Origin of the sequence: Actinophytocola sp. NPDC049390 (assembly GCF_044466355.1) — a bacterium.
Taxonomy (GTDB): domain Bacteria; phylum Actinomycetota; class Actinomycetes; order Mycobacteriales; family Pseudonocardiaceae; genus Actinophytocola.
Genome location: NZ_JBITMQ010000018.1, coordinates 18,305 through 39,480, shown reverse-complemented (window position 1 = coordinate 39,480; position 21,176 = coordinate 18,305). Strand labels below are relative to the sequence as shown.

General features: G+C 71.3%; 25 protein-coding genes. 16 read left to right on the top strand and 9 right to left on the bottom strand.

The annotated features are described in order from the left end of the window. Positions 1-2 precede the first annotated feature (2 nt). Complete coding sequence (locus ACIBVP_RS38310) at positions 3-719, top strand: hypothetical protein (protein WP_396111394.1); 717 nt, start codon at positions 3-5, stop codon at positions 717-719. Here the strand turns inward: ACIBVP_RS38310 and ACIBVP_RS38305 are convergent. Together ACIBVP_RS38305 and ACIBVP_RS38300 are read right to left on the bottom strand one after the other, a co-directional pair. Then, positions 703-1,323 carry a Maf family protein gene (locus ACIBVP_RS38305; protein WP_396111393.1) on the bottom strand — a complete coding sequence of 207 codons (621 nt, stop codon included), beginning with the start codon at positions 1,321-1,323 and terminating at the stop codon, positions 703-705. The genes ACIBVP_RS38310 and ACIBVP_RS38305 overlap by 17 nt on opposite strands. After that, positions 1,284-2,903, bottom strand: a complete 1,620-nt coding sequence (locus tag ACIBVP_RS38300) for a DHA2 family efflux MFS transporter permease subunit (RefSeq protein WP_396111392.1) — start codon at positions 2,901-2,903, stop codon at positions 1,284-1,286. Before ACIBVP_RS38300 ends, ACIBVP_RS38305 begins: the two co-directional genes overlap by 40 nt. A gap of 69 nt (positions 2,904-2,972) precedes the next feature. Between ACIBVP_RS38300 and ACIBVP_RS38295 the strand changes: the two genes are divergently transcribed. Continuing rightward, a complete protein-coding gene (locus tag ACIBVP_RS38295) occupies positions 2,973-3,251 on the top strand; it encodes a hypothetical protein (protein ID WP_396111390.1) in 279 nt (92 codons plus the stop codon). 321 nt (positions 3,252-3,572) lie between these two features. Here the strand turns inward: ACIBVP_RS38295 and ACIBVP_RS38290 are convergent, their stop codons facing one another. Then, positions 3,573-3,779: an acyl-CoA carboxylase subunit epsilon gene (locus tag ACIBVP_RS38290; protein WP_396111389.1), complete on the bottom strand. Its 207-nt coding sequence runs from the start codon at positions 3,777-3,779 to the stop codon at positions 3,573-3,575. Next, positions 3,776-5,413 carry an acyl-CoA carboxylase subunit beta gene (locus ACIBVP_RS38285; protein ID WP_396111388.1) on the bottom strand — a complete coding sequence of 546 codons (1,638 nt, stop codon included), beginning with the start codon at positions 5,411-5,413 and terminating at the stop codon, positions 3,776-3,778. The genes ACIBVP_RS38290 and ACIBVP_RS38285 overlap by 4 nt, the downstream gene beginning before the upstream one ends. Positions 5,414-5,458: 45 nt before the next feature. Between ACIBVP_RS38285 and ACIBVP_RS38280 the strand changes: the two genes are divergently transcribed. From ACIBVP_RS38280 to ACIBVP_RS38240, 9 genes are all read left to right on the top strand, one after another. Further along, positions 5,459-6,286, top strand: a complete 828-nt coding sequence (locus ACIBVP_RS38280) for a biotin--[acetyl-CoA-carboxylase] ligase (protein ID WP_396111387.1) — start codon at positions 5,459-5,461, stop codon at positions 6,284-6,286. 86 nt (positions 6,287-6,372) lie between these two features. Further along, positions 6,373-6,930 (top strand): PH domain-containing protein, encoded by a 558-nt coding sequence (locus ACIBVP_RS38275; RefSeq protein WP_396111386.1) that lies wholly within the window; start codon positions 6,373-6,375, stop codon positions 6,928-6,930. Positions 6,931-6,950: 20 nt separating this feature from the next. Then, on the top strand, positions 6,951-7,898 hold the full coding sequence (locus tag ACIBVP_RS38270) for a hydroxymethylglutaryl-CoA lyase (protein WP_396111385.1): 948 nt from the start codon (positions 6,951-6,953) through the stop codon (positions 7,896-7,898). A 3-nt stretch (positions 7,899-7,901) separates the two neighbouring features. Further along, positions 7,902-8,453 (top strand): GNAT family N-acetyltransferase, encoded by a 552-nt coding sequence (locus tag ACIBVP_RS38265; protein ID WP_396111384.1) that lies wholly within the window; start codon positions 7,902-7,904, stop codon positions 8,451-8,453. Next, complete coding sequence (locus ACIBVP_RS38260; RefSeq protein WP_396111383.1) at positions 8,450-9,043, top strand: adenosylcobinamide amidohydrolase; 594 nt, start codon at positions 8,450-8,452, stop codon at positions 9,041-9,043. The genes ACIBVP_RS38265 and ACIBVP_RS38260 overlap by 4 nt, the downstream gene beginning before the upstream one ends. 82 nt (positions 9,044-9,125) lie before the next feature. Next, complete coding sequence (locus ACIBVP_RS38255) at positions 9,126-9,581, top strand: YbaB/EbfC family nucleoid-associated protein (RefSeq protein WP_396111382.1); 456 nt, start codon at positions 9,126-9,128, stop codon at positions 9,579-9,581. Then, on the top strand, positions 9,565-9,882 hold the full coding sequence (locus tag ACIBVP_RS38250) for a hypothetical protein (RefSeq protein WP_396111381.1): 318 nt from the start codon (positions 9,565-9,567) through the stop codon (positions 9,880-9,882). Before ACIBVP_RS38255 ends, ACIBVP_RS38250 begins: the two co-directional genes overlap by 17 nt. Continuing rightward, entirely contained in the window at positions 9,883-12,138 is a 2,256-nt protein-coding gene (locus tag ACIBVP_RS38245) for a glycohydrolase toxin TNT-related protein (protein WP_396111380.1), read from the top strand. After that, a complete protein-coding gene (locus ACIBVP_RS38240) occupies positions 12,135-12,404 on the top strand; it encodes a hypothetical protein (protein ID WP_396111379.1) in 270 nt (89 codons plus the stop codon). Before ACIBVP_RS38245 ends, ACIBVP_RS38240 begins: the two co-directional genes overlap by 4 nt. On the opposite strand, the gene hisN is transcribed toward ACIBVP_RS38240, so the two are convergent. Together hisN and ACIBVP_RS38230 are read right to left on the bottom strand one after the other, a co-directional pair. Continuing rightward, a complete protein-coding gene (hisN, locus tag ACIBVP_RS38235; protein ID WP_396111378.1) occupies positions 12,371-13,159 on the bottom strand; it encodes a histidinol-phosphatase in 789 nt (262 codons plus the stop codon). The two genes, ACIBVP_RS38240 and hisN, sit on opposite strands and share 34 nt — an antisense overlap. Positions 13,160-13,171: 12 nt before the next feature. After that, positions 13,172-13,387 (bottom strand): hypothetical protein, encoded by a 216-nt coding sequence (locus ACIBVP_RS38230; RefSeq protein ID WP_396111377.1) that lies wholly within the window; start codon positions 13,385-13,387, stop codon positions 13,172-13,174. Between the two features lie 95 nt (positions 13,388-13,482). Between ACIBVP_RS38230 and ACIBVP_RS38225 the strand changes: the two genes are divergently transcribed. From ACIBVP_RS38225 to ACIBVP_RS38205, 5 genes are all read left to right on the top strand, one after another. Further along, entirely contained in the window at positions 13,483-14,343 is an 861-nt protein-coding gene (locus ACIBVP_RS38225; protein WP_396111376.1) for a helix-turn-helix domain-containing protein, read from the top strand. Continuing rightward, positions 14,340-14,510 (top strand): DUF397 domain-containing protein, encoded by a 171-nt coding sequence (locus ACIBVP_RS38220; RefSeq protein ID WP_396111375.1) that lies wholly within the window; start codon positions 14,340-14,342, stop codon positions 14,508-14,510. The genes ACIBVP_RS38225 and ACIBVP_RS38220 overlap by 4 nt, the downstream gene beginning before the upstream one ends. Positions 14,511-14,519: 9 nt before the next feature. After that, positions 14,520-15,182, top strand: coding sequence for a response regulator transcription factor (locus ACIBVP_RS38215; RefSeq protein WP_396111374.1), 663 nt, complete (start codon positions 14,520-14,522; stop codon positions 15,180-15,182). 6 nt (positions 15,183-15,188) lie between these two features. Continuing rightward, positions 15,189-16,481 (top strand): ATP-binding protein, encoded by a 1,293-nt coding sequence (locus ACIBVP_RS38210; RefSeq protein WP_396111373.1) that lies wholly within the window; start codon positions 15,189-15,191, stop codon positions 16,479-16,481. Between the two features lie 73 nt (positions 16,482-16,554). Then, positions 16,555-17,517 carry an ArsR/SmtB family transcription factor gene (locus tag ACIBVP_RS38205; protein WP_396111372.1) on the top strand — a complete coding sequence of 321 codons (963 nt, stop codon included), beginning with the start codon at positions 16,555-16,557 and terminating at the stop codon, positions 17,515-17,517. Positions 17,518-17,524: 7 nt separating this feature from the next. Here the strand turns inward: ACIBVP_RS38205 and ACIBVP_RS38200 are convergent, their stop codons facing one another. From ACIBVP_RS38200 to ACIBVP_RS38190, 3 genes are read right to left on the bottom strand one after another with little or no spacing between them, the layout of a single operon-like run. Continuing rightward, complete coding sequence (locus ACIBVP_RS38200; RefSeq protein ID WP_396111371.1) at positions 17,525-18,070, bottom strand: GtrA family protein; 546 nt, start codon at positions 18,068-18,070, stop codon at positions 17,525-17,527. A gap of 26 nt (positions 18,071-18,096) precedes the next feature. Then, positions 18,097-18,657 (bottom strand): GtrA family protein, encoded by a 561-nt coding sequence (locus tag ACIBVP_RS38195; protein WP_396111370.1) that lies wholly within the window; start codon positions 18,655-18,657, stop codon positions 18,097-18,099. 39 nt (positions 18,658-18,696) lie between these two features. Continuing rightward, positions 18,697-20,970 (bottom strand): sigma-70 family RNA polymerase sigma factor, encoded by a 2,274-nt coding sequence (locus tag ACIBVP_RS38190; protein ID WP_396111369.1) that lies wholly within the window; start codon positions 20,968-20,970, stop codon positions 18,697-18,699. Between the last annotated feature and the right edge of the window lie 206 nt (positions 20,971-21,176).

Here is a 21,176-nt window from a genome sequence, read left to right as displayed (position 1 = left end):
GGGTGACACGATCGGGTAGGCCGTGGGCCGTGGTCGTCACCGCGGTCGTGTGCGCGCTGGTCACGCTCGGCGCGCTGGTCACGGCCGCTGTCCTGCGCCATGAACGGTCGACCGCGAGCCGCCCGGCCGAGACCACGACACCGCCGACGACCACGTCGGGAGCCGGGGCCGACGGGTGCCTCGACGACCCGTGCCGTGTGCTCGGGCCCATCCCCATCGGTGGCACCGCCGTGCAGCTGGTCGCGGACGCCGGCGGCAAGTCCGGCCGCGTGCAGATCGGCGGGGGCGGCGCGAGCGACGTGATCGAGGTGACCATCACCAAGCTCGGCGCCGTGCTCGGGCCCGACGCGCTGCAGTGCGTCGGCGGCACGCTGTCGGCGTGCGTCGTCCGTGGCAGCGCCGCCGACGGCATGCTCGGCCAGGTCATCGTCGGCCGGTCCGCGAAGTGGGCGTCGCTGGCGAAGCCGTTCGCGTCCGACGCGGGGTTCGTCGCGGTGCAGGACGTCACCGGGCAGCAGTCCGGGCCGGAGGTGCTCGTCGCGCAGCACCGCTGCGACCGCGCGGCCACCGCCGACTGCTCGGACACCGAGGTCTACGTGCAGATCTTCTCGATGCGCAGCGAGGTGCTCGGCTGCACCCGTGACTACGCGCGGCTCGAGTCGATGCCCGGCTGGCCCAACCCGGACCTGTCGGAAGCGACGATCAGGTCCTGCGACTAGCCCACAGGTCGATCACCCGCACGCCGACCTCGCCGAGCAGCCCGCGGGTCAGCGGCAGGCTGATGCCGATCACGCTGGACGGGTCGCCGTCGACGCCGTCGACGAACCAGCCGCCGAACCCGTCGAGCGTGAACCCGCCCGCGACCGACAGCGGCTCGCCGGTCTCGATGTACGCCTCGACCTCGTCCTCGGCCGGGGTGCCGAACCGGATCGTGGTGGTCACGGTGCCGGTGGCGACCGCGTCGACGGCTCCGTCGCGGACACGCAGCACGGCGTGGCCGGTCAAGAGCCTGCCCTCGCCGCCCGCCATCCGCTTCCACCGCTCGCGGGCCCGCTCGGGCGTGCCGGGCTTGCCGACCAGCTCGCCGTCGTGGGAGAGCATCGAGTCGCAACCGATGATCACCGCGTCCGCGTGACCTGGCGCGACGGCGCGGGCCTTGGCCTCGGCGAGCGTGACGACCACGTGCTCGTGCGGCGCGTCGGCGGGCAGCGTCGCGGTGATGGCGTCCTCGTCGACACCGGACACGTGCACGACGGGTTCGATGCCCGCGGCACGCAGGACCATCAGGCGGGCGGGGGACTGTGATGCGAGGACGAACTCCACGGTTGCGACTCTAGATCGCGCGGTGTGGTGCGTACGCGGATGCCCATCGCGGCGACGATGCCGAGCAGGAGCACCGCGATCGGCAGCATGAGGCTTGCCTTCGCGGCCACGGTGAACCCCTCGTGGAACACGCCGGTGACGATCCTGCGCACGATGTCGGCGACGTCCGGGTCCAGGTTGGACGGCACGGGCGGGCTGGACGAGTCGAACTGGCTCGCTGTGTTCGCCGCCTCGGTGATCCGCTCGACGAACTCCTCGCGGTACCGGAACGGCAGGCGTTCGGCGTACCGGGCGGCCGCGTCGGGCACTGCGAACGCGACGCCCAGCTGCAACACGAGACCGGTCGCCGCGCTGCCCAGGACCCCGCCGACCTGGCGGGCCGTGTTGTACACGCCCGACGCCGCGCCGACCAGCTCCGCCGGCATGCCCGCGGTCGCGGCGGTGGTCAGCGGCGAGAACACGAACCCGATGCCGAGCCCGGCGAACGCGAGGCCGGGGATGAGCGTGACCGGGTCCGTCTCCGGTTGTGCCTGGTAGACGAGGATGCCGACGGCCAGCGCGAGCATCGCGAACCCGGCGACGATCAGGTTGCGGGCGCCGATGCGGTGCCACAGCGCGCCGGACAGCCCGGCCGCTGCGGCCGCCGTGACCGCCATGGGCAGGGCCAGCGCGCTGGACTCGAGCGCCGTCAGACCGAGGACGGTCTGCAGGTAGAGCACCAGCGGGAGGAACATGCCGGTCATCGCGAAGCCCATGGCCGCGTGCGCGAGGTTGGCGTAGGTGAAGGTGTGGTCGCGGAACAGCTCGTTGGGCACCAACGGCTCGCGGTTCTTCACGGTGACCTGGCGGTACACGAACGCGGCGAGCAGCAGGACGCCCGCGATGAGGAGGTGGACGATCGTGACCGGGCCCGCGACCGTGCTCCAGTGGTAGTGCTGCCCGTTCTGCACGCCGAAGACGAGGAGCAGGAGCCCGACGGCGCACAGCGCGGTGCCGAGCGGGTCGAAGCGCAGGCGGCGGCGCGGCTGCCAGTTCGGCAGGGCGGCCAGCGCGATCAGCAGGCTGACGACGCCGATCGGAATGTTGATCAGGAAGATCCACTGCCACCCGATGTGCTCGACGAGCAGCCCGCCGAGCACCGGGCCCGCGAGCGTCGCGACACCGGCCACCGCGCCCCAGACAGAGATCGGCACACCGCGTTTCTCAGGTGGGAACAGGCGGGTGATGAACGACAGCGTCTGCGGGGTCATGAGAGCCGCGCCGAGGCCCTGTAGTGCGCGGGCGGCGATCAGCTCGCCCGCGGTGGTGGTGAGGCCGCTCCACGCCGACGCGGCCGTGAACGCGACGAGCCCGGCGACGAGGACGTTCTTCGGACCGAACCGATCGCCGAGCCGCCCCGTGATGAGAAGGGGGACCGTGTTCGCGAGGAGGTAGACGCTGTTGACCCAGACGACCTCGTTCAGGTTCGCGTGCAGGTCGGTCAGCATCGTGGGGATCGCGACGGTGACGATCGTCGAGTCGAGCATGATCATGAAGAAGCACGCACAGAGCGCCCACATCGGGATCCACGGGCTTCTCATGCGGTGCAGTGTGTCAGTTCGAGATCGACGGCTTGTCGGGGATCGTCACCGGCGGTGAGGATGTGGGGTATGCGGCGGCACTCGGAGCGCGCTGTGCAGCTGCCCACCAGCGCCAGCGGGAACCGCCTGTGCCGCCACCGCGTCCCGGGCGGCTGCACCCGCTGGTGCTCGTACAAGTTCTTCGCGAAGGTCGTCGCGGGCACATCCCTGGTACTGGCCCTGATCTGCGGCGGCATCTGGCTGACCGGCGAACAGGAACGCGTCCGCGAGGTCCTGTACGGCGTCGCGGCCTACGTCGCCCTGATAGTCCCCGGCATCACCTGGGCCAACAGCCGAGAACGCGACTAACCCCGCGAGTCGCGCCCCCAGCCATAGCGAGTCGCGCCCCCGGACGTAGCGAGTCGCGCTCTCGCGCACACCGAGTTGTCGGTTTTGTGCACATGCCACCTGCACGAAATCGACAACTCGCTATGTCCGAGCGCGCGACTCGCGCTGTCTGGGGGCGTGACTCGCGGTGTGTGTGAGGGCGAGTCGCGGTCTCGTGCGCATCGAGTTGTCGGTTTTGTGCGCGTGTCGTCTGCAGGAAATTGACAACTCGTTGTGTCTGGGGGCGCGACTCGCGGTGTGTGGGAACGCGACTCGTTGTGGGTGGGGGCGTGACTCGCGGGGTTAGTGGGGGCGTGCTGAGGTTCGCCAGGCTGTTGGGTTGTGGGGTAGGGGGCGGCGGAGTAGGGGTTCGCGGTTTGACCAGGCTGACCGGGGGGGTGGGGGTGGTTCCTCTGGGGGGTGGAGGGTGGAGACGACTGTGATCAGGGCGGCTATTTCCTCGTCGGTCGGGTTGCCGCGGACTACTCGCAGGTGGGGGCGGTCGCTCATAGCGGGATGTTTCCGTGCTTCTTCGGGGGCAGGGTCTCGCGCTTGTCGTGGAGCAGGCGTAGTGCGCGGGCCACGTGGCCGCGGGTGTGCGACGGGGGGATGACCGCGTCCACGTAGCCGCGTTCGGCCGCCACGTACGGGTTGCACAGTGTGTCCTCGTACTCCTGCTGCAGCCGTGCGCGCAGTGCGTCCACGTCCTCGCCGGAGTCCGCGGCCGCCGCCAGCGTCTTGCGGTGCACGATGTTCGCCGCGCCCTGGGCGCCCATGACGGCGATCTGCGCGGTCGGCCACGCCAGGTTCACGTCCGCGCCGAGGTGCTTGGACCCCATGACGTCGTACGCGCCGCCGTACGCCTTGCGCGTGATGACCGTGACCAGCGGGACCGTGGCCTCCGCGTACGCGTAGATCAGCTTCGCGCCGCGCCGGATGATGCCGTTCCACTCCTGGTCGGTGCCCGGCAGGAAGCCCGGCACGTCGACGAACGTCAGCACCGGCACGTTGAACGCGTCGCAGGTCCGCACGAACCGGGCCGCCTTCTCGGACGCGTCGATGTCGAGGCACCCGGCGAACTGCGTCGGCTGGTTCGCCACGATGCCGACGGCGTGGCCCTCGACGCGCCCGAACCCGACCAGGATGTTCGGCGCGAACATCGACTGGACCTCGAGGAACTCGCCGTCGTCGAGCACCCGCTCGATCACCGAGTGCATGTCGTACGGCTGGTTCGGCGAGTCCGGGATCAGCGTGTCCAGCTCCAGGTCGGTCTCCGACACGTTCGACGCGACCGAGCCCTCCTCGGCGAACCCGGGGAACACGGGCGGGTCGGACATGTTGTTCGACGGCAGGAACGACAGCAGCTCCTTGACGTAGGCGATCGCGTCGTCCTCGTCGGCGCCCATGTAGTGCGCGTTGCCGGACTTGGTGTTGTGCGCCCGCGCGCCGCCCAGCTCCTCGAACCCGACGTCCTCGCCGGTCACCGTCTTGATCACGTCCGGGCCGGTGATGAACATGTGGGACGTCTGGTCGACCATCACCACGAAGTCGGTCAGCGCGGGCGAGTAGACGTGCCCGCCCGCGTTCGCGCCCATGATCAGCGAGATCTGCGGGACGACGCCGGACGCGCGGGTGTTGCGGACGAAGATCTCGCCGTACAGGCCGAGCGAGACGACGCCCTCCTGGATGCGCGCGCCGCCGCCCTCGTTGATGCCGATGATCGGGCGTCCCGTCTTGAGCGCCAGGTCCATGACCTTGACGATCTTCTCGCCGTACACCTCGCCGAGCGCGCCGCCGAACACGGTCACGTCCTGGCTGAACACGCACACGGGACGCCCGTCGATGGTGCCGTACCCGGTCACCACGCCGTCGCCGTACGGGCGGTTGCGCTCCAGCCCGAAGTTCACCGACCGGTGCCGCGCCAGCTCGTCGAGCTCCACGAACGAACCGGGGTCGAGCAGTGCGTCGATGCGCTCGCGGGCCGTTTTCTTGCCCTTCGCGTGCTGCTTCGCGACCGCGCGCTCCGAACCCGCGTGCACCGCCTCGTCACTGCGGCGGTACAGGTCGGCCAGCTTGCCCGCGGTGGTGTGGATGTCCGTCTCGCCGGTCGGCACCTGACCCAGTGGTTCGGTCGCGCTGCTCATGTCTCGGGAGCGTAGTCGCGGTTGACTCCCGGTAAGTTCACCGATGTGACCGAGAACAACCTGGATGTCCTGGTCCTTCGTGAACAGCTGGTCGCGCCGAACGGCCCGTACGCGGCCCTCGACGTGGTGGAGCGCACGGGCTCGACCAACGCCGACCTGATGGCCGCCGCTGCCGACGGCGCGGCGGACCGGACGGTGCTGGTCGCGGGCGAGCAGACGGCGGGCCGCGGCCGCCGGGACCGCACGTGGGCGTCGCCGCCGGGGTCCGGGGTGTACCTGTCGGTGCTGGTCCGGCCGTCGGCCGTGCCCCAGGAGCGGCTCGGCTCGCTCGCACTGGTCGCCGGTCTGGCGCTCGTGCACGTCGCCACGGAGACCGCCGGGATCGAGGCCGTGCTGAAGTGGCCCAACGACCTGCTCGTCGGCGCCGAACGGGCGAAGGCGGCCGGGGTGCTGTCCGAGGCGGTGCACGACGGCGCGGGACCTGGCGCCGTGGTGGGGGTCGGCCTCAACGTGACCGCGCTGCCGGAGGGTGCCGAGCCGGGACCGGGTGGGCTGGCGCCGGGGTCGTTCGCGGGTGCGGGCGCGCAGGTCACCGACCGGACGACGATCACGGCGAGCTTCCTGCGTGCCTTCCAGGAGATGGAGGCCGTGTGGCGGATGAACGACGGTGACCTGGAGCGTTCCGGCGTGCTCACCGGCTACCGCGACGTGTGCGGGACCATCGGTCAGCGCGTGCGTGCCGAGCTGCCGGACGGCGTGCTCACGGGCGTCGCCGTGGACGTCGACATCGACGGCCGGTTGCTGGTCAAACTGGACGACGGAACCCCGAAAGCGATCTCCGCCGGTGACATCGTGCACCTGCGGACGGACTGACGGGAATTCTCGCGGGTCAGCCCACGAACTGTCGGTCCACCTCGGTACGGTTACGCGCGACAGGCGGTTTATCTCGGGAGGACGCCGTGGCATACCCAGAGGATCTGCTCAGCGAGGGCGAGAGCGTCATCCTGCACAAACACTCGCACTGGAAGATGCTCCTCCTGCCTTATGTCGTGCTGATCGTGACGCTCGGGGTGGGCATCTGGCTCGCGATCCTCGTCTCGGACACGTCGTGGAGCATGGTCGGCTACATCGCGATCGGCGCTGTCGCGCTGATCCTGCTGGTGTGGCTGTTCTTCATCCCGTTCGTCCGCTGGCGCACCACGCACTTCGTGGTCACGACCGACCGGGTCATGGCCAAGGAGGGCGTCATCAAGACGACCGGCATCACCATCCCGATGAACAGCATCAACAGCGTCCGTTTCGAGCACGGCCTCATCGACCGGATCTTCGGCTGCGGCACGCTGATCATCGAGTCCGCCTCCCAGGAAGCCCTCGAGTTCGACGACATCCCGTCGGTCGAGAAGGTGCACACGCTGCTCTACCGCGAGATCAACGACAACCCGCACGACGACTTCGTCCAGCAGCCGCAGCAGACCCAGCAGTACCCGCCGCAGGGCGGCGGCCAGTACCGCCGCTGAGCGGAGCTTGCGGAGCGAACATGGCCACGACCGCGCGCGACCTCGGCCTGCCGACCCGGGTGCCCGCACCCGGGTTGCCGGCACGCGTCACGATCTGGGAGGTCGGGCCGAGGGACGGGCTGCAGAACGAGGACGCGATCGTCCCCGTCGAGGTGAAGCTCGAGTTCCTCGACCGGCTCGCCGATGCCGGGCTGACCACGATCGAGGCCACCAGCTTCGTGCACCCCAAGTGGGTGCCGCAGCTGGCTGACGCCGAGCAGTTGCTGGCCGGGCTCGCGGCTCGTGAGGGTGTGCGGTACCCGGTGCTGGTACCGAACGAGCGCGGGCTCGACCGGGCGCTCGCCGCCGGGGTCACGCACATCGCGATCTTCGCGAGCGCCACGGAGACGTTCGCGGGCCGCAACCTCAACCGCACGCTCGACTCGCAGATGGAGATGTTCGAGCCGGTCGTGAGCCGGGCCGTCGCCGAGGGCCTGGACGTGCGCGGCTATGTGTCCATGTGCTGGGGCGACCCGTGGGAGGGCGCGGTCGATCCCGCAGCGGTCGTCTCGGTCGGTCAGCGGTTGCTGGGCATGGGCTGCTCGCAGCTCTCCCTGGGCGACACGATCGGTGTCGCCACCACGGGTCACGTCGCCGCGCTGATCGACGCGTTCACCGAGGCGGGCACGGACGCGGCCGCGCTGGCCGTGCACTTCCACGACACCTACGGGCAGGCGCTCGCCAACACGGTCGAGGCGCTGCGGCACGGGGTGACCACAGTGGACTCCTCGGCGGGCGGCCTCGGCGGCTGCCCGTACGCGGAGTCCGCCACCGGCAACCTCGCCACCGAGGACCTCGTGTGGTGCCTCGACGGCCTCGGCGTCGACACCGGCGTCGACCTCGACAAGCTCGCCGACACCAGCGCGTGGATGGCCGCGAAGCTGGGGCGGCCGAGCCCGTCACGCGTGGTCCGCGCGCTGCGGGGCTGAGCGATGCGGCTCGCCGAACTCACGCGGGACACCTGGCCGTCGCTGGCGGAGTTGTTCAGCGCCAACAAGACCGTCGGCGGGTGTTACTGCACGTGGTTCATGCGGACCGAGGTCCGCGCGGAATGGGGCGAGGGCAACAAGAGGTTCCTGCACGAGTTGGTGCGGGCCGGTGAGCCGCTCGGCGTGCTCGCGCTGGACGACGACCGCCCGGTCGGCTGGGTGGCGGTCGCGCCCCGGTCCACGTACCCGAAGCTCGACCGCTCGAAGGTCACCGCCTCCGACGCTGGCCCGGACACCTGGTCGGTGACCTGCTTCTTCGTCCACCGTTCCGCCCGTGGTCGCGGCCTCGCTCGCACGCTGGTCGACGCGGCCGTCGACTTCGCGCGCGAGCGTGGCGCGACGACGGTCGAGGGACACCCGGTCGACACCGAGGGCCAGAAGAAGGCCTCCGGCGACCTGTACCACGGCACGCTCGACGTGTTCCTGTCGGCGGGCTTCGAACTCGTCGAACGGCGCGGCACCCGGCGTGCGCTGGTGCGCAAGGAACTCACGTGATCACCGAGGTCGACGGTTCGCCGGTGTACGTGTGGCGGGCCTGCTCGCCGTGGCTCGCGGTGTCGTCCGGCGTGCTGGGCGGTGGTATCGGCCTGCGGAACTGGGTGGTCAACGCGACCGTCGCCAACACCTACGCCCGGCTCGACCCGGACCGCCACCTCGACGAGATCGCCACCTCGCTCGGCCTGACCGGTGACGGGATCGGGCTGCTGACCGCCGTTGACGTACGTGAGGTCGTACACCGGGAGGACGGTGGTGTCCGTGTCGCGGTCACCACCGGCATCGGCGCGCACCCGACGTGGGCGGCCGGTCCCGCCGCCGTGCCGGAGCCGGTCGGCACGATCAACGCGATCTGCCACCTGCCGGTCCGGCTCACCGAGGCGGCGCTGGTCAACGCGGTCGCCACGGTCGCGGAGGCCAAGGCGCAGGCGCTTTTCGAGTCAGGTGTACCGGGAACGGGCACGCCGACCGACTCGGTGGTCGTGCTCTGCCCGCCCGACGGGCCCGCCGAACCGTTCGGCGGTCCACGATCGGTGGTCGGTGGCGCCCTCGCCCGCGCGGTGCACAGCGCGATCCGCGCGCGGCTGTGAAAATTCTCTGGAACCCTCGGCGCGTGCCACACGTCCAACGCGAGACCGAGACCAATGCCGTCCCCCAGCGGAGGTGGCCGTGGTGGCTGACCACAGAGCTCAGGTCGAGGACCTGTTGGCCGGCTACCGGCGAAGCCGGGAGCAACTGGGGGCCGTGCAACGGTCGCTTGCGACGGTCCGGGAGACAGTGACGAGTGACGACGGCCGCGTGGCCGTCACGGTGTCCGCGTCGGGCACGCTCGTGGACCTCGCCATCGACGACGACGCCTACCGCGCCCTACGGCCCGCCGACCTGGCCGCGTTGATCGTCCGCACGACCGCCGAGGCCGCCGCACGCGTCAACCGCCAGGCGAGCGAGGTGCTCGCGCCTGTGCTGCCCGCCGACTCCGACCCGGCCGCGTTGCTGCGCGGCACCGCCGACCTGTCGGACGAGGAGCTGGCGCCGGAACCGGAGCCGGACGACGACCCGCAGGACGAGACGTTCGAGGACAAGTCCTGGATGCAGTCGGGAGGCACGCGCCATGCACGACGGATATGACGTCGATGCCGAGCGGCTGGCCGGGCAGGCGAGCCAGTTCGAACCGCTGAGCACCAGGGTCGCCGCCATCCACCGCTCGCTCTCCGACGCGCTGAGCGCCGACGGCGCCTGCTGGGGCACGGACGCGGTGGGCCAGAGCTTCTCGTCCGTGCACGCCCAGCCCGCCGACGACGTCGTGGCCCGCCTGTCGTCGCTGTCCGAGCGGCTCGGTTCGGTTGGCACGCGGTTCTCCGACACCGCCACCACGTACGGCGCGGGCGAGGGCGCGGCGCTCGACCATCTCAAGTCCGCGGAGCAGTAGATGGGCATCGAGCTGCCACCGGAGCTGGCGGACGTCGCCGCGCAGGCCGGTGTCGTGTGGCCGGAGGCCGACGAGGAGGCCATGGCCAGACAGGCCCAGGCCTGGCGTGACACGGCCACCACCATGTCCACGCTGACGACGGACGCCGACACGACGGCCCGCTCCGCGTTGTCGGCGGTGACCGGCGACGCCGGTGACGCCGCGGCGAACGAGTGGAAGTCCTTCGTGGAGGCGGATTCCGGTCACCTGACTTCCGTCGTCCGCGACGCCAACGCGGCGGCGGACCGCCTGGAGCACGCGGCGGGCCAGGTCGGCGCGGCCAAGGTGGAGATCGTCCGGAACCTGGTGCACCTGGCCCAGAACACCGACGCCGCCCACACGGCCGCGTCGGCGGGCCACCCGACCGCGCTCGCCGGTCTGGAAACGGCCGTGCGGGGCACGGCGGCGAACGTGGCGCACATCGAGTCTCAGCTGGTCAGCGCCGTGCAGCCGGGTTCTGGCGTGGACATCGCGGCCGTGCAGACCCCGGTGAACGCCAACCCCGGTCACCACCTGCTGCCGGGCGTCACGACGACGGTGACGGACGTGGCGTCACCGGTGACCGACGCCGTAGCGTCCACTGTGGACAGTACGGTGGGCGGTACGGTGGACACCGCGACGCAGCTTCCTGGGAACGTGGCAGGCCCGGCCGCGGGGGTGGTCGGCGACACGGCCGACACGCTGCGGCCGACGCCGGGCCACGGGATGCCCGGGGACGTGGTGCCGGGCATCCCTGGAGACCTGCCGCCTGGTGACGTGCCCCCCGGAGACGGGTCGGGTGTATTGCCTGGGCGCCCGGACGGTGTGCTGCCCGCGGATCCGGACATCACGGGCCCGGTCCCGTCCGACGTCATCGACGACACGATCGACGACACCCCGACCCCGCCGACCGGCCAGACCGTACAGGCGGGTTTCGCTGGTGGTCTGGAACCGGCGGTGGCGCCACCGCCGAACCTCCCGCCAGCGGCGACGGCCCCGCCGGTGGCGAACCCGGCGGCGCCACCGGCCTACGGCGGTGGCCAGTTCGGGGGCGCTCCCGCGGCTCCGGTGGGCGGTGCGCCCGCACCGGCGGCACCCGTTCCCGCACCGGGCCGTCCGGCCGCGCCCGCGGCCCCGGCACCGGTCGCCCCGGCCCCGGTCCGGCAGGCCCCGGCGGCGTACGTCCCGTCGGCGGAGCGCCCGGCCGACCCGGCACCACGAGCGGGCAAGCCGATGGCAGGACCGCCCGGTGCCCCGCCGCCCGCGAAGGGGGAGCGGAACGAGGTTCTGGCGGCGTTCTGGATCCACATGTTCCCGATCGGGCACCTGCCGGTCGCGTCTTACCGGCCCGCGCGGCAGACCCCGGCGCCCCCGCCGGAGCTGGACTACGCGGCGGGCCTGCGTTTCGAGCCCGCCGACCACCCCGACCACCGCCTCGTCGACGACCGGCCCCGCCTGGCGGAACTGCACGAGGGCATCGCCCACCGCGCCGCCACGAAGGCCGCCGCGGACGCCGCCCCGGCGCAGCTGCCGCCCCCGTCGACACCGCCGGGCTACCAGAGCTACGCACCGCCGTCGGCGTACCAGTACCCGCCCCCTCATCCCGCGCCGCAGGTCGGGGGCGGCATGTCCTACACGGGCCTGGGCCAGCAGGGCTATCCGCGGCCGCCGGTCGACGAACCCGCACCAGCAGCGCCCAGCGCCGCCGACGTGTCACCGGACGCCGCGACCCTGCCCAGGTTCCGCCCGGTCAACCCGAGCGCGGGCATCACCGCCGACCACCCCGCGGTGCAGGCGCTCCTCGAGCACCACGACCCGCTCGGCGGCGCCAACGAGCGGGACTGGGACCGCCGCTACCTCGTCCGTCTCGGCAGCGTCACGCCGCAGGGCATCAGCCCCGAGGGGCTCGAGTACAACTGGCCCACCAGCGAGCAGTACCCCGAGGGCGGCAGCGCCCCGGGCGAAGCGGAAACCCTCGCCGAGGACACGGTCATCGACCGCTTCGGGTCGCCGCACGGGCGGGTGTTCGCGGTCGACGGCACGATGTTCGCGCAACGGTCCCTGCCGCCCGAGCACAAGGACGCCGGGTACCGCCGCTACCGGGTGGTCAAGCCGTTGCCGGTGTGGCGTGCCGTGTCGGCGGCCTGGTTCGGGCAGCCGGGGGGCGGCGTCCGCTACCGCACCACCCACTCGGCCATCGAGCTGGTCGCGCTGGGTTACCTCGAGGAGATCGCATGAACGCCGAGTCCATCACCGAATGGCTGGCCGCCGTCGGGGTGCCCGCCGAGGTCGTGTCCGTGGGTGCCGAGGCCGACAACGCGTGGTGCCTCGTCCGCGACGACAACCCCGACGACGAGGGCAACTACGCCTGGGAGGTCTTCTGGCGCGAGCAGGGCAACCGCTACGACTGGGCCCGCTTCAGCAACGAACAGGTCGCCTGCCACTACCTGTTCGGCAGGCTGACCTGGGCTCAGGTCGTGCGGGGTGCGCTGACGCCGGCCTGAAGCACGCCCAGCGCCGCGTCGTGCAGGAGCCCGTTCGACGCGAGCCCGTCGCCGCCGTCGAACCGCGCCTCGCCGCGCAGGTCGGTGAACCGGCCACCCGCCTCGGTGACGATCACCTGCACCGCCGCCAGGTCCCACGGGTTCGCGATCGGGTCCGCCGCCAGGTCGAGCGCACCTTCGGCGACCAGCACGTGCTGCCAGAAGTCGCCGAACGCCCTGGTCTCCCAGCACGCGTCCATGAGCGACTGGTAGGGCTCCCTCGGTTCCCACAGCCGGGCGTCCGTCGTGGACAGGTACGCGTCCGCCAGCGCCGCGACCGCCGACACCCGCAGCCGCCGTTCCCCGCACCACGCCCCGCCACCGGCCGACGCCCACCACCGGCGCGGGAACGCGGGCGCTGACACGACCCCCACGACCGGCACCCCACCGTCCACGAGCGCGATCAGTGTCGCCCACACGGGATTGCCCCGCAGGAAGTTCTTGGTCCCGTCGATCGGGTCGACGACCCACGTCCGCCCGTCCCCGACGGCTCCGCCGCGCTCCTCGCCCAGGACCTCGTCGTCGGGCCGCAGCTCGGCGATGATCTCCCGCACCGTGTCCTCGACGGCCGTGTCGGCGTCGGTGACGGGCGTGCGGTCCGGCTTGCGGTCGACGACGAGGTCGGCGGCGAGGAACCGGGCCATGGTGATCTCGTCGGCGGCGTCGGCGAGCCGCAAGGCGACGGCGAGGTCGTCGGTGTGGTCGGTGCGGTGCATGGCCAGATGCTGTCATGTGTACGACAGCAGCGCTCCGGGGACGTTGTCCAGGCCGCGCACGGCTTCCAGCAGGTCGATCAGTTCCCGGAAGTTCGCGTGCAGCCGGTTGAACGGTTCGGACGGCCACTCGTCCCGGTACTCGATTTCCTCTTCGGGGTCGGGCGGTGCGGTCGAGACGGTCATCGTCCAGTTCGCGTACGCGCCGCGCACGGTCCAGGTCAGCTCCATGCCGCACAACGTCCCGCCGCGCCATGCGGTCGCGCAAATTTCCGTTCGGGTGACACGACTTTCGTGCCACCGTGGCATGACGGGATCGTGTCGGAATGGCACGGCGAAAAGGGGTTTCCGTCCGGCAGCGACGGGTGTCGACACAGCTGCGGGCATGGCGGATCAAGCGGGGTTTGAGCTGCAAGGACGTCGCGCGGGCGCTGGACTGGTCGGAGAGCAAGGTCAGTCGTATGGAGACCGGCGAACGCGGGCTCTATGTCGATGACGTGGCGGCCGTGCTCGGTTTTCTCCGCGTCCCAGCCGAAATCCGGCAAGACGTCCTGGACCTGGTCAGAACCGGCGACGAACGAAACTGGCACGAGATCGGCAGCGCTCCGCTTTCCCGAATGCTGCGGGACCTGATCCGGTTCGAGAACGAAGCGACCGCAATCCACAGCTTCGAACTCACCCTCGTCCCGGGTCTGGTCCAGACGGCGGACTATGCCCGCGCGCTCCTCCGGGCCTTGCCCGGCAGCCGATCCGAGGAGGTCACCGAAAGCCTTGTCGCGTCGCGAATGGCGCGCCAGCGTGTGCTTGATCGAATCGATCCGCCGACGGTCCAGCTGATCGTGGAGGAGATGGTCCTCCGGCGGACGATGGACGATCCCGTCATGATGTACGGCCAGCTCCAGCATCTGCTCGCTGCCTCGGCGCGCCGCAACGTGAGCATCCGGGTCTTGCCATTCAACGCCGTCGTCGCGGTCGCCGCGCAAGGCTCTCTGAAGATCCTCGACTGCCCCGGGCAGCCGCCTCTTTGCTATGAGGAGACTCGATCCACTGCCGCGTTTCTCGAGGACGAGGAGTTCATCGACAAGGCTAGGGTGGCCTGGAAGAGGCTGTCGGCCGCCGCCTTGTCCGATGACGACTCCCGGCAGCTGATCGCGGAACTCGCTGGCAAGCTGAGGAGTGCTACGTGAACTGGCGTAAAAGCAGTCGCAGCAACGAGCAGGACTGTGTCGAGGTTGCTTTTGTGCGGCAGGGCGTGGCGGTGCGGGACTCCAAGAACGTTTCCGGTCCCATGCTCACCGTGCCCGTCTCCGGGTGGGACGCCTTCCGGGCTGATCTTCGGGAGAAGCAGGCATAGTCTGACCACGTGAGTGTGGTGTTGCTGGCCGAGGACGACGCGGCGATCGCCGACCCGCTGTCCCGCGCGCTGAACCGCGAGGGCTACGAGGTGCGGGTCGTCAGCGACGGGCACCGCGCCTTCGAGACCGCCAACGGCGGCGGCGTCGACCTGCTCGTCCTCGACCTGGGGCTGCCCGGGATAGACGGTCTGGACGTGTGCCGCAGGCTGCGGGCGGCGGGGCGCGGTCTTCCCGTGCTCATGCTGACCGCGCGGGCCGACGAGGTCGACTTCGTCGTCGGGCTGGACGCGGGGGCGGACGACTACGTGGCGAAGCCGTTCCGGCTCGCCGAACTCCTCGCGCGCATCCGCGCCCTCCTGCGCCGCCAGGCACCGGGAACGATCGAGGTCAACGGCGTGAAACTGGACCTCGCGGCGCGACAGGTGATCGTCGACGGGGACGAGGTCACGCTCGCGAACAAGGAGTTCGAGCTGCTGCGCGTGCTGATCCAGCGGGCGGGCCAGGTCGTCACCCGCGAGGAGATCCTCGACGAGGTGTGGGGCGGGCCCGAGCTGCGGACCAGCAAGACGCTCGACATGCACATGTCGTGGCTGCGCCGCAAGGTCGGCGGCCGGCGCGGCGCGCGGATCGCGACCGTCCGTGGCGTGGGCTTCCGGTTCAACACGGAATAGGCACCCATGCGCCGTCGCATCCTCCTGGCCATCCTGCTGGCCGTCACGGTCACGGCCGTCGCGCTCGGCATCCCGCTCGGGTGGTCGGCGTCGGCCGTCGTCGAGAGCCTCACGCGGGAGGAGCTGGGCGGCCGGGCCCGCCAGATCGCGGCGGTCCTGGACGACCAGGTCACCGGCGGCAACGAACCGGACCTGAACGGCGTGCAGCTCCTCGTGCCGCCCGGCGGGCACCTGCTGGTGGAACTGCCCGACTCGGACTTCCGGCGCGAGCTCGGCGACGACCTCGTCGGCGACACCGTGTCGGAGGAGGTGCCGATCGTCCAGCACGGCAAGGTCGTCCTGTCGGTCGACGCGGGCCCCATGCGCACCACGCAGACCCAGGTCACGCTGCTGGTGGTCCTGGTCGTGATCGCGGCGATCGGCGGCGGCGCGGCGGTCGCGTCCGTCACCGCGCGACGGCTGACCCGCCCGCTGCGGCACGTCGCCGACCGCGCCGCGCGGCTGGGCGCGGGCGACTTCCGGCTCGACAAGACGCGCTACCAGGTGAGCGAGCTGGACTCCGTCGCCGAGGCGCTGGACGCGTCCGCGACCGCGCTGGCGCAGCTGGTGCAGCGGGAACGGGAGCTGGTCGGGGACGTGTCCCACCAGCTGCGGAGCCGGTTGACGTCACTACAGCTGCGGATCGAGGAGCTGACCGCCGTCCCCGACGAGGAGATCGCGGGCGAGGCGCAGGCGGCGCTGGAACAGGCGGAACGGCTGGCCGACGTGCTGGACGAGCTGATGACCGCGGCCCGCGAGGCCCGCGCCACCGGCGCCGAGCCGGTGGACCTGAGCGGTGAGCTGGTGGGCATCACCGAGGAATGGCGCGCGCCGATGCGTGCCGTCGGCCGGTCGCTGAAGGTGAAGCTGCAGGACAACCTGTTCGCGAAGGTGTCCTCCGCGCGGCTGCGGGAGGTGATCGGCGTGCTGCTGGACAACGCGCTGCGGCACGGCAGCGGCACGGTCACGCTGACGGCCCGGGAGGGCGTCGGGACCAGCGGCGACACCGTGGTCATCGAGGTGACCGACATGGGGCCGGGCGTGCCGGACGAGCTGGCCGAGCACATCTTCGAACGCGGCGTCTCCGGTGGTGGGTCGACCGGGCTGGGGCTGGCGCTGGCACGTGCGCTGATCGACTCGGACGGCGGACGGCTGGAGCTGTCGGCGAAGCGGCCCGCCACGTTCACGGTGTTCCTGCCCGTGCCGAGGGCGGGTGACGTGCAGGGCGTCCGCTGGCCCGCGGAACGCTCCCCGCGCTGACGGCAGGAGACCGGGAACGTCCTGTGGGGTTGAATCGTCCACGTGTGACAACCAACCAGCACGGAAGCCGATCATGCTGCGCATCCACTTCACCGACCGGGACCTCGGGCGGGTCCAGGTCGCCGACGAGCCCGACCCGCTGTGGGAGTCGGTGCTGAGCCTGCACCGGCTCGGCTCGCCCGGTGTCGTCGCCAACTGGCGCGACCAGGCAGTGGACCGGCTGCGCGCGGCCGACGCGGGCGGGCTGGTCCGGCTGCTCCGCACCCTCGTGCCACAGACCGGGTACTTCCCCGACTTCCTGACCCCCGCGGCCGCCGCGGCCGGGCTCAGCGAAGGGCTCGAGGCGGTGCTCGCCACACCCGGCGACCGGTTGCGCGCCGACCTCGCCCACTTCGCCCGGCACCGGCGGCCGACGGCGTGGGAGCGCAGGCTGGCCGCCGGTGACCGGGACGCGCTGCGCACGCTGACGGACGGGCTCGACACGTGGTACCGCATGGTGATCGAGCCCGAGTGGACGTCCGTGCACGAGCGGATCGCCGCCGACCGCGCACGCCGGGCACGCACCGTGCTCCGCGGCGGCACCGAGGCACTCCTGCGCTCGCTGCGGCCCGTGTTCCGGTGGGACCCGCCCGTGCTGTCCGCCGACTACCCGTTCGCCGAGATGGACGTGCACCTGCGTGGTCGCGGGCTGCGGCTGATCCCGTCGTACTTCTGCCAGGGCATGCCGGTCGTGCTGGTGGACCCCGAACTGCCGCAGGTCGCGGTCTATCCGATCGAGCACGCCCCGGACCTGCCGCCACGGCGCGCGCACGCGCTCGCGGCGTTGCTCGGCGGCACCCGGGGCCGGGTACTCGCCGCGCTGCGGACCCCGGCCGCCACCAGTGAGCTGGCGCAGCGGCTGGACCTGTCGACGTCGTCGGCCAGCGAGCACACGTCGGTGCTGCGTGACGCGGGTCTGGTGGTCAGCGTCCGCGACGGGCAGCGGGTGGTCCACAGCCTGACCCCGCTGGGCATGGCCCTGTGCCGGGGGAGCTGACCGTCCGCTACGAGTGGCCCAGCTCTTCCACCGGGTCGTCCGGCGGTGTGGCGTGGCGGCTCTTGTCGCCCAGTTCGTCCGGGAAGACCCAGCGGCGGAACGCCCAGAAGCGGAAGAACATCGCCAGCAACATGCCGATGATGGCGCCGCTCGTGAAGTCGGCGACCTCCTGCGCCAGCCGCGACACGTGCGGGACCTCGAACATCAGCACGTACCGGGAGATCCACAGCGGTGCCGAGTTCAGCGCCACGCCGACCCCGCTGATCAGGAAGAACAGAGCCGCTTCGTGGTGGCGTTCACGGCCGCCGCGGGTGCGGAACGACCACTCGCGGTTCAGCACGTACGACACGATCGTCGCGATGATGATGGCGATGATCTTGGCGGTGACCGGCTTCTCCACCAGCACGGTGAATTTCAGCAGGTACCAGATGCCGTTGTCGATGATGAACGTCGTGCCGCCGACGATGGCGAACTTCAGCAGTTCGCGGTGCTTGAGCAGCAGATCGCGCAGCGGTTCGGGCACGCGCGCCAGCACGGTGTCGACGACGGTCACCAGCGCAGTGTACGGAGCGCGACCGATCAGGCGGCTTCTTCGTCGTCCTCCACGACGGCGAGCCGGTGGCCTCGGCGGCTGACCCGGACAATTCGGGGCCGGGCGCCGGACTGCGGGAACACCCACTTCCGGAAGGCCCACCAGCGGAACACCATCGCGATCAGCGTGCCGAGGATGATGCCGCTCGCGAAGTCCGCCACCTCCTGCACCAGCAGCGTGACATGCGGCACCTCGAGGTTGAACCAGTACCGCGACACGAACAGCGGCGCCGAGTTCAGGCCCACGCCGATGCCGCTGATCAGGAAGAACAGCGCCGCCTCATGCTGGCGCTCACGGCCGCCACGGGTGCGGAACGACCACTCGCGGTTCAGCACGTACGACACGATCGTCGCGATGATCACCGCGATCGCCTGGGCCGTCACCGGGTTGTCGTTGAGCACCGTGAGCTTCAGCGAGTAGTTCACGACCACGGTGACGACGAAGCAGATGCCGCCGACGAACGCGAACTTCAGCAGCTCCTTGTGCTTCACGAGCTTGTCCCGCACCGGTTTGGGCAGGCGCGAGAGCACCCGGTAGAGCAGGCTCATGTCGGCGCAGTCTAACCAGGCTTCGTGACCGTGCCGTGATCAGCCGCCAAGCAGCCACCTGAGCAGGTCACTCAGTCCGCCACCGCTCCGCGAGGCCTCCGGCGTGGGTTCCGAGCGGTCCGTCGGCTTCGTCGTCTTCGACGGCTTGTGCGGCTTTTCCGACTTGTCGGGCTTCTCCTTCGACGGTGCCGGGGGCGTTGAGGAGGTCGTCGGTGGGGTCGTCGGTGGGGTCGTCGGTGGGGTTGTCGCCGGTGGTGTGGTGGTGGTCGTCGGGTCGTCCTCCGACGTCGACGGTGGCTCCGTCGTCGACTCGCTGGTCGGCGGCGTCGGGGATGACGGCGGCGTCGGGGTGGTCGGCGGGGTCAGCCCAGGCGGGAACCAGTCCCACAGCGTGACGACCACGCTGTCCTTCGCCGCGCCGAGTGTCGCCCACACGTGTAGCTCGTCGCGGCCCGGCTGGTGCTCCGGCCACGGGTCGGCGTGGACCTTCAGCACCATCCGCAGCGACTCGCCAGGGGCCAGTTCGGCCGTGGTGGTGCAGGTCGTGCCGCCGCCGGACGTGCAGCTCACCTCCTGCGACGACCAGCGCAGCTTCGCGGGCTGGTCCAGGTTCACCGTCACGGGCCGTGAGCTGGTGCCCGTGTTGGTGGCGGTGACCACCACCGTCGGGTGCAGCCACAGGCGGAACACGCCGAGCAGGTCGGTCTCGACCTCGGCCGACAGCCGGAGCATGTCGGTGGTCTCCTCCGGCTTGACGTCAACACGGACCGTCACGTTGACCCGCACACCCGACCCGGCCGACACCGAACCGGTGATCTGTCCGCCCCGGCTGTCCTCCGCGGCCTGCAGGCGGAACAGCAACGTCACGGACTGGCCCGGCCGCAGGCCCGTACCGCTCGAACACCGCACCGTGCCCTCGCCGCCAGGGCAGTTGACCGTGGTCGCCTGCCGTGCGCCGTTGAGGTTCAGCAGCCTCGGCGCGGCGAACCCGTCGATCGGGACCGCACTGACGCCGGGCGGGAGGTTCAGTACGGCCGTGACAGGCTCCGACACGGAGCCGCCCGTGTTGCGGACGGTCAGCGGCAGGTCGACCGGGTCACCGCCCGCGATCAGTGAGACCGGCGTGCTCGGGCCGTTCGCGTCCAGCTGTGGCGGCGCCGGGGGCTGCTCCTGCGGCGGGTTCTCCGCGGGTGGCGGCTCCTCCTCGGCCGGTGGCGGGTTCTGGGCGGGCGGGGCCTGCGGCGGCGCGGGCGGCTGCTGTGGTTGCGGTGGCTCGGGCTGCGGCGGCTGTCCCGGCGGGGGCGCCTCCTGCGTGGGGACCGGCGCGGCAGCCGGGATCTCCGGGGACTCGCCGCCCGCCGTCAGGCCGACGACCATCGCCGCGGCCAGCGCCACGCTCGACGCGGCGACGCCGAGGAACTGGCGCGGTCCGGCCGCCGCGGCGCCCGCGGCGCCCGCCGCTCCGGTCGCGGTGGCGGCCGTGCCGATCGTCGCGACCTTCAGGACGCCGGTGGCCGCGATGTAGCCCGCCGCGGCCACGCCCAGCACCAGCGGTGCCACGTAGCCGCGCATGGCGCCGTTGACGTCGGCCAGTTCGGCGGCGAGCGCACGGCAGCGCGCACACGTGTCCAGGTGCGCCTCGACCTGTGCCTTCTCCCGCTTGGCGAGGCCGTCGCGGGTCCAGGCGCCGAGCCGTTCGGCGGCCGCGCGGCAGTGCCGGTCGGTGGTCTCGGCGAGGTGGACCTGCAGGTAGGCCTGCCGCAGACCCTCGCGGGCGCGGTAGGCGAGCGCGGAGACGCCGTTGGCCGTCAGGCCGAGGATCGGCGCCACCTCGGCGGGTGACTGGCCCTCGATCTCGGTGTGCCAGAGGACCGCCTGCCACCGTTCCGGCAGTCGCGCAAACGCTTGCGCGGCGAGTGACCGCTCCAGGCCCTTGACGGCGGTGTCGTCGAACTCTTGACTGACCGCCTCGACCGAGACACCGGAGACCGTGGACACGTCGTCCGACAGCTCCAGCTTCCGCTCACGTCGCGTCTTGTCGTACGCGGTGTGACGGAGCGCGGTCAACAGGTAAGCCCGGAAGGCTGAGTCCGGGCCGCGACCGCCACGGAGCGTGTCGAGCACCTTGGCGAAGGCCTCGGAAACCAGGTCGTCGGCCTCGGCGGGAGATCGGGAAAGCTGGCGTGCGAGGTTGTAGGCGGAGGCGACATGGCGTTCGTACAACGCCCCGTACGCGGACACTGTCCCCTTGCGTACGGCCTCGATCAGCTCGGCGTCGCCAGGACCCTCAACGTCGGCTGGAACGGTGGCCACGATCCTCCTCGAACTCACTCACGTACAGCGCCAGGACCTGCGTCTTCAAGGTCCCGGTCCCTCACTGGACGCGCTCCCGCGCATAGTGTGACGCCAAATGCCCCGAACAGCATCATCCGATCACCGGAATGGCCGCACACCAGACGAATCCATCAGCGTTTTCGCCCGAACGGCGTCACGGACGTCACTCGTCGACGTTTCTCATC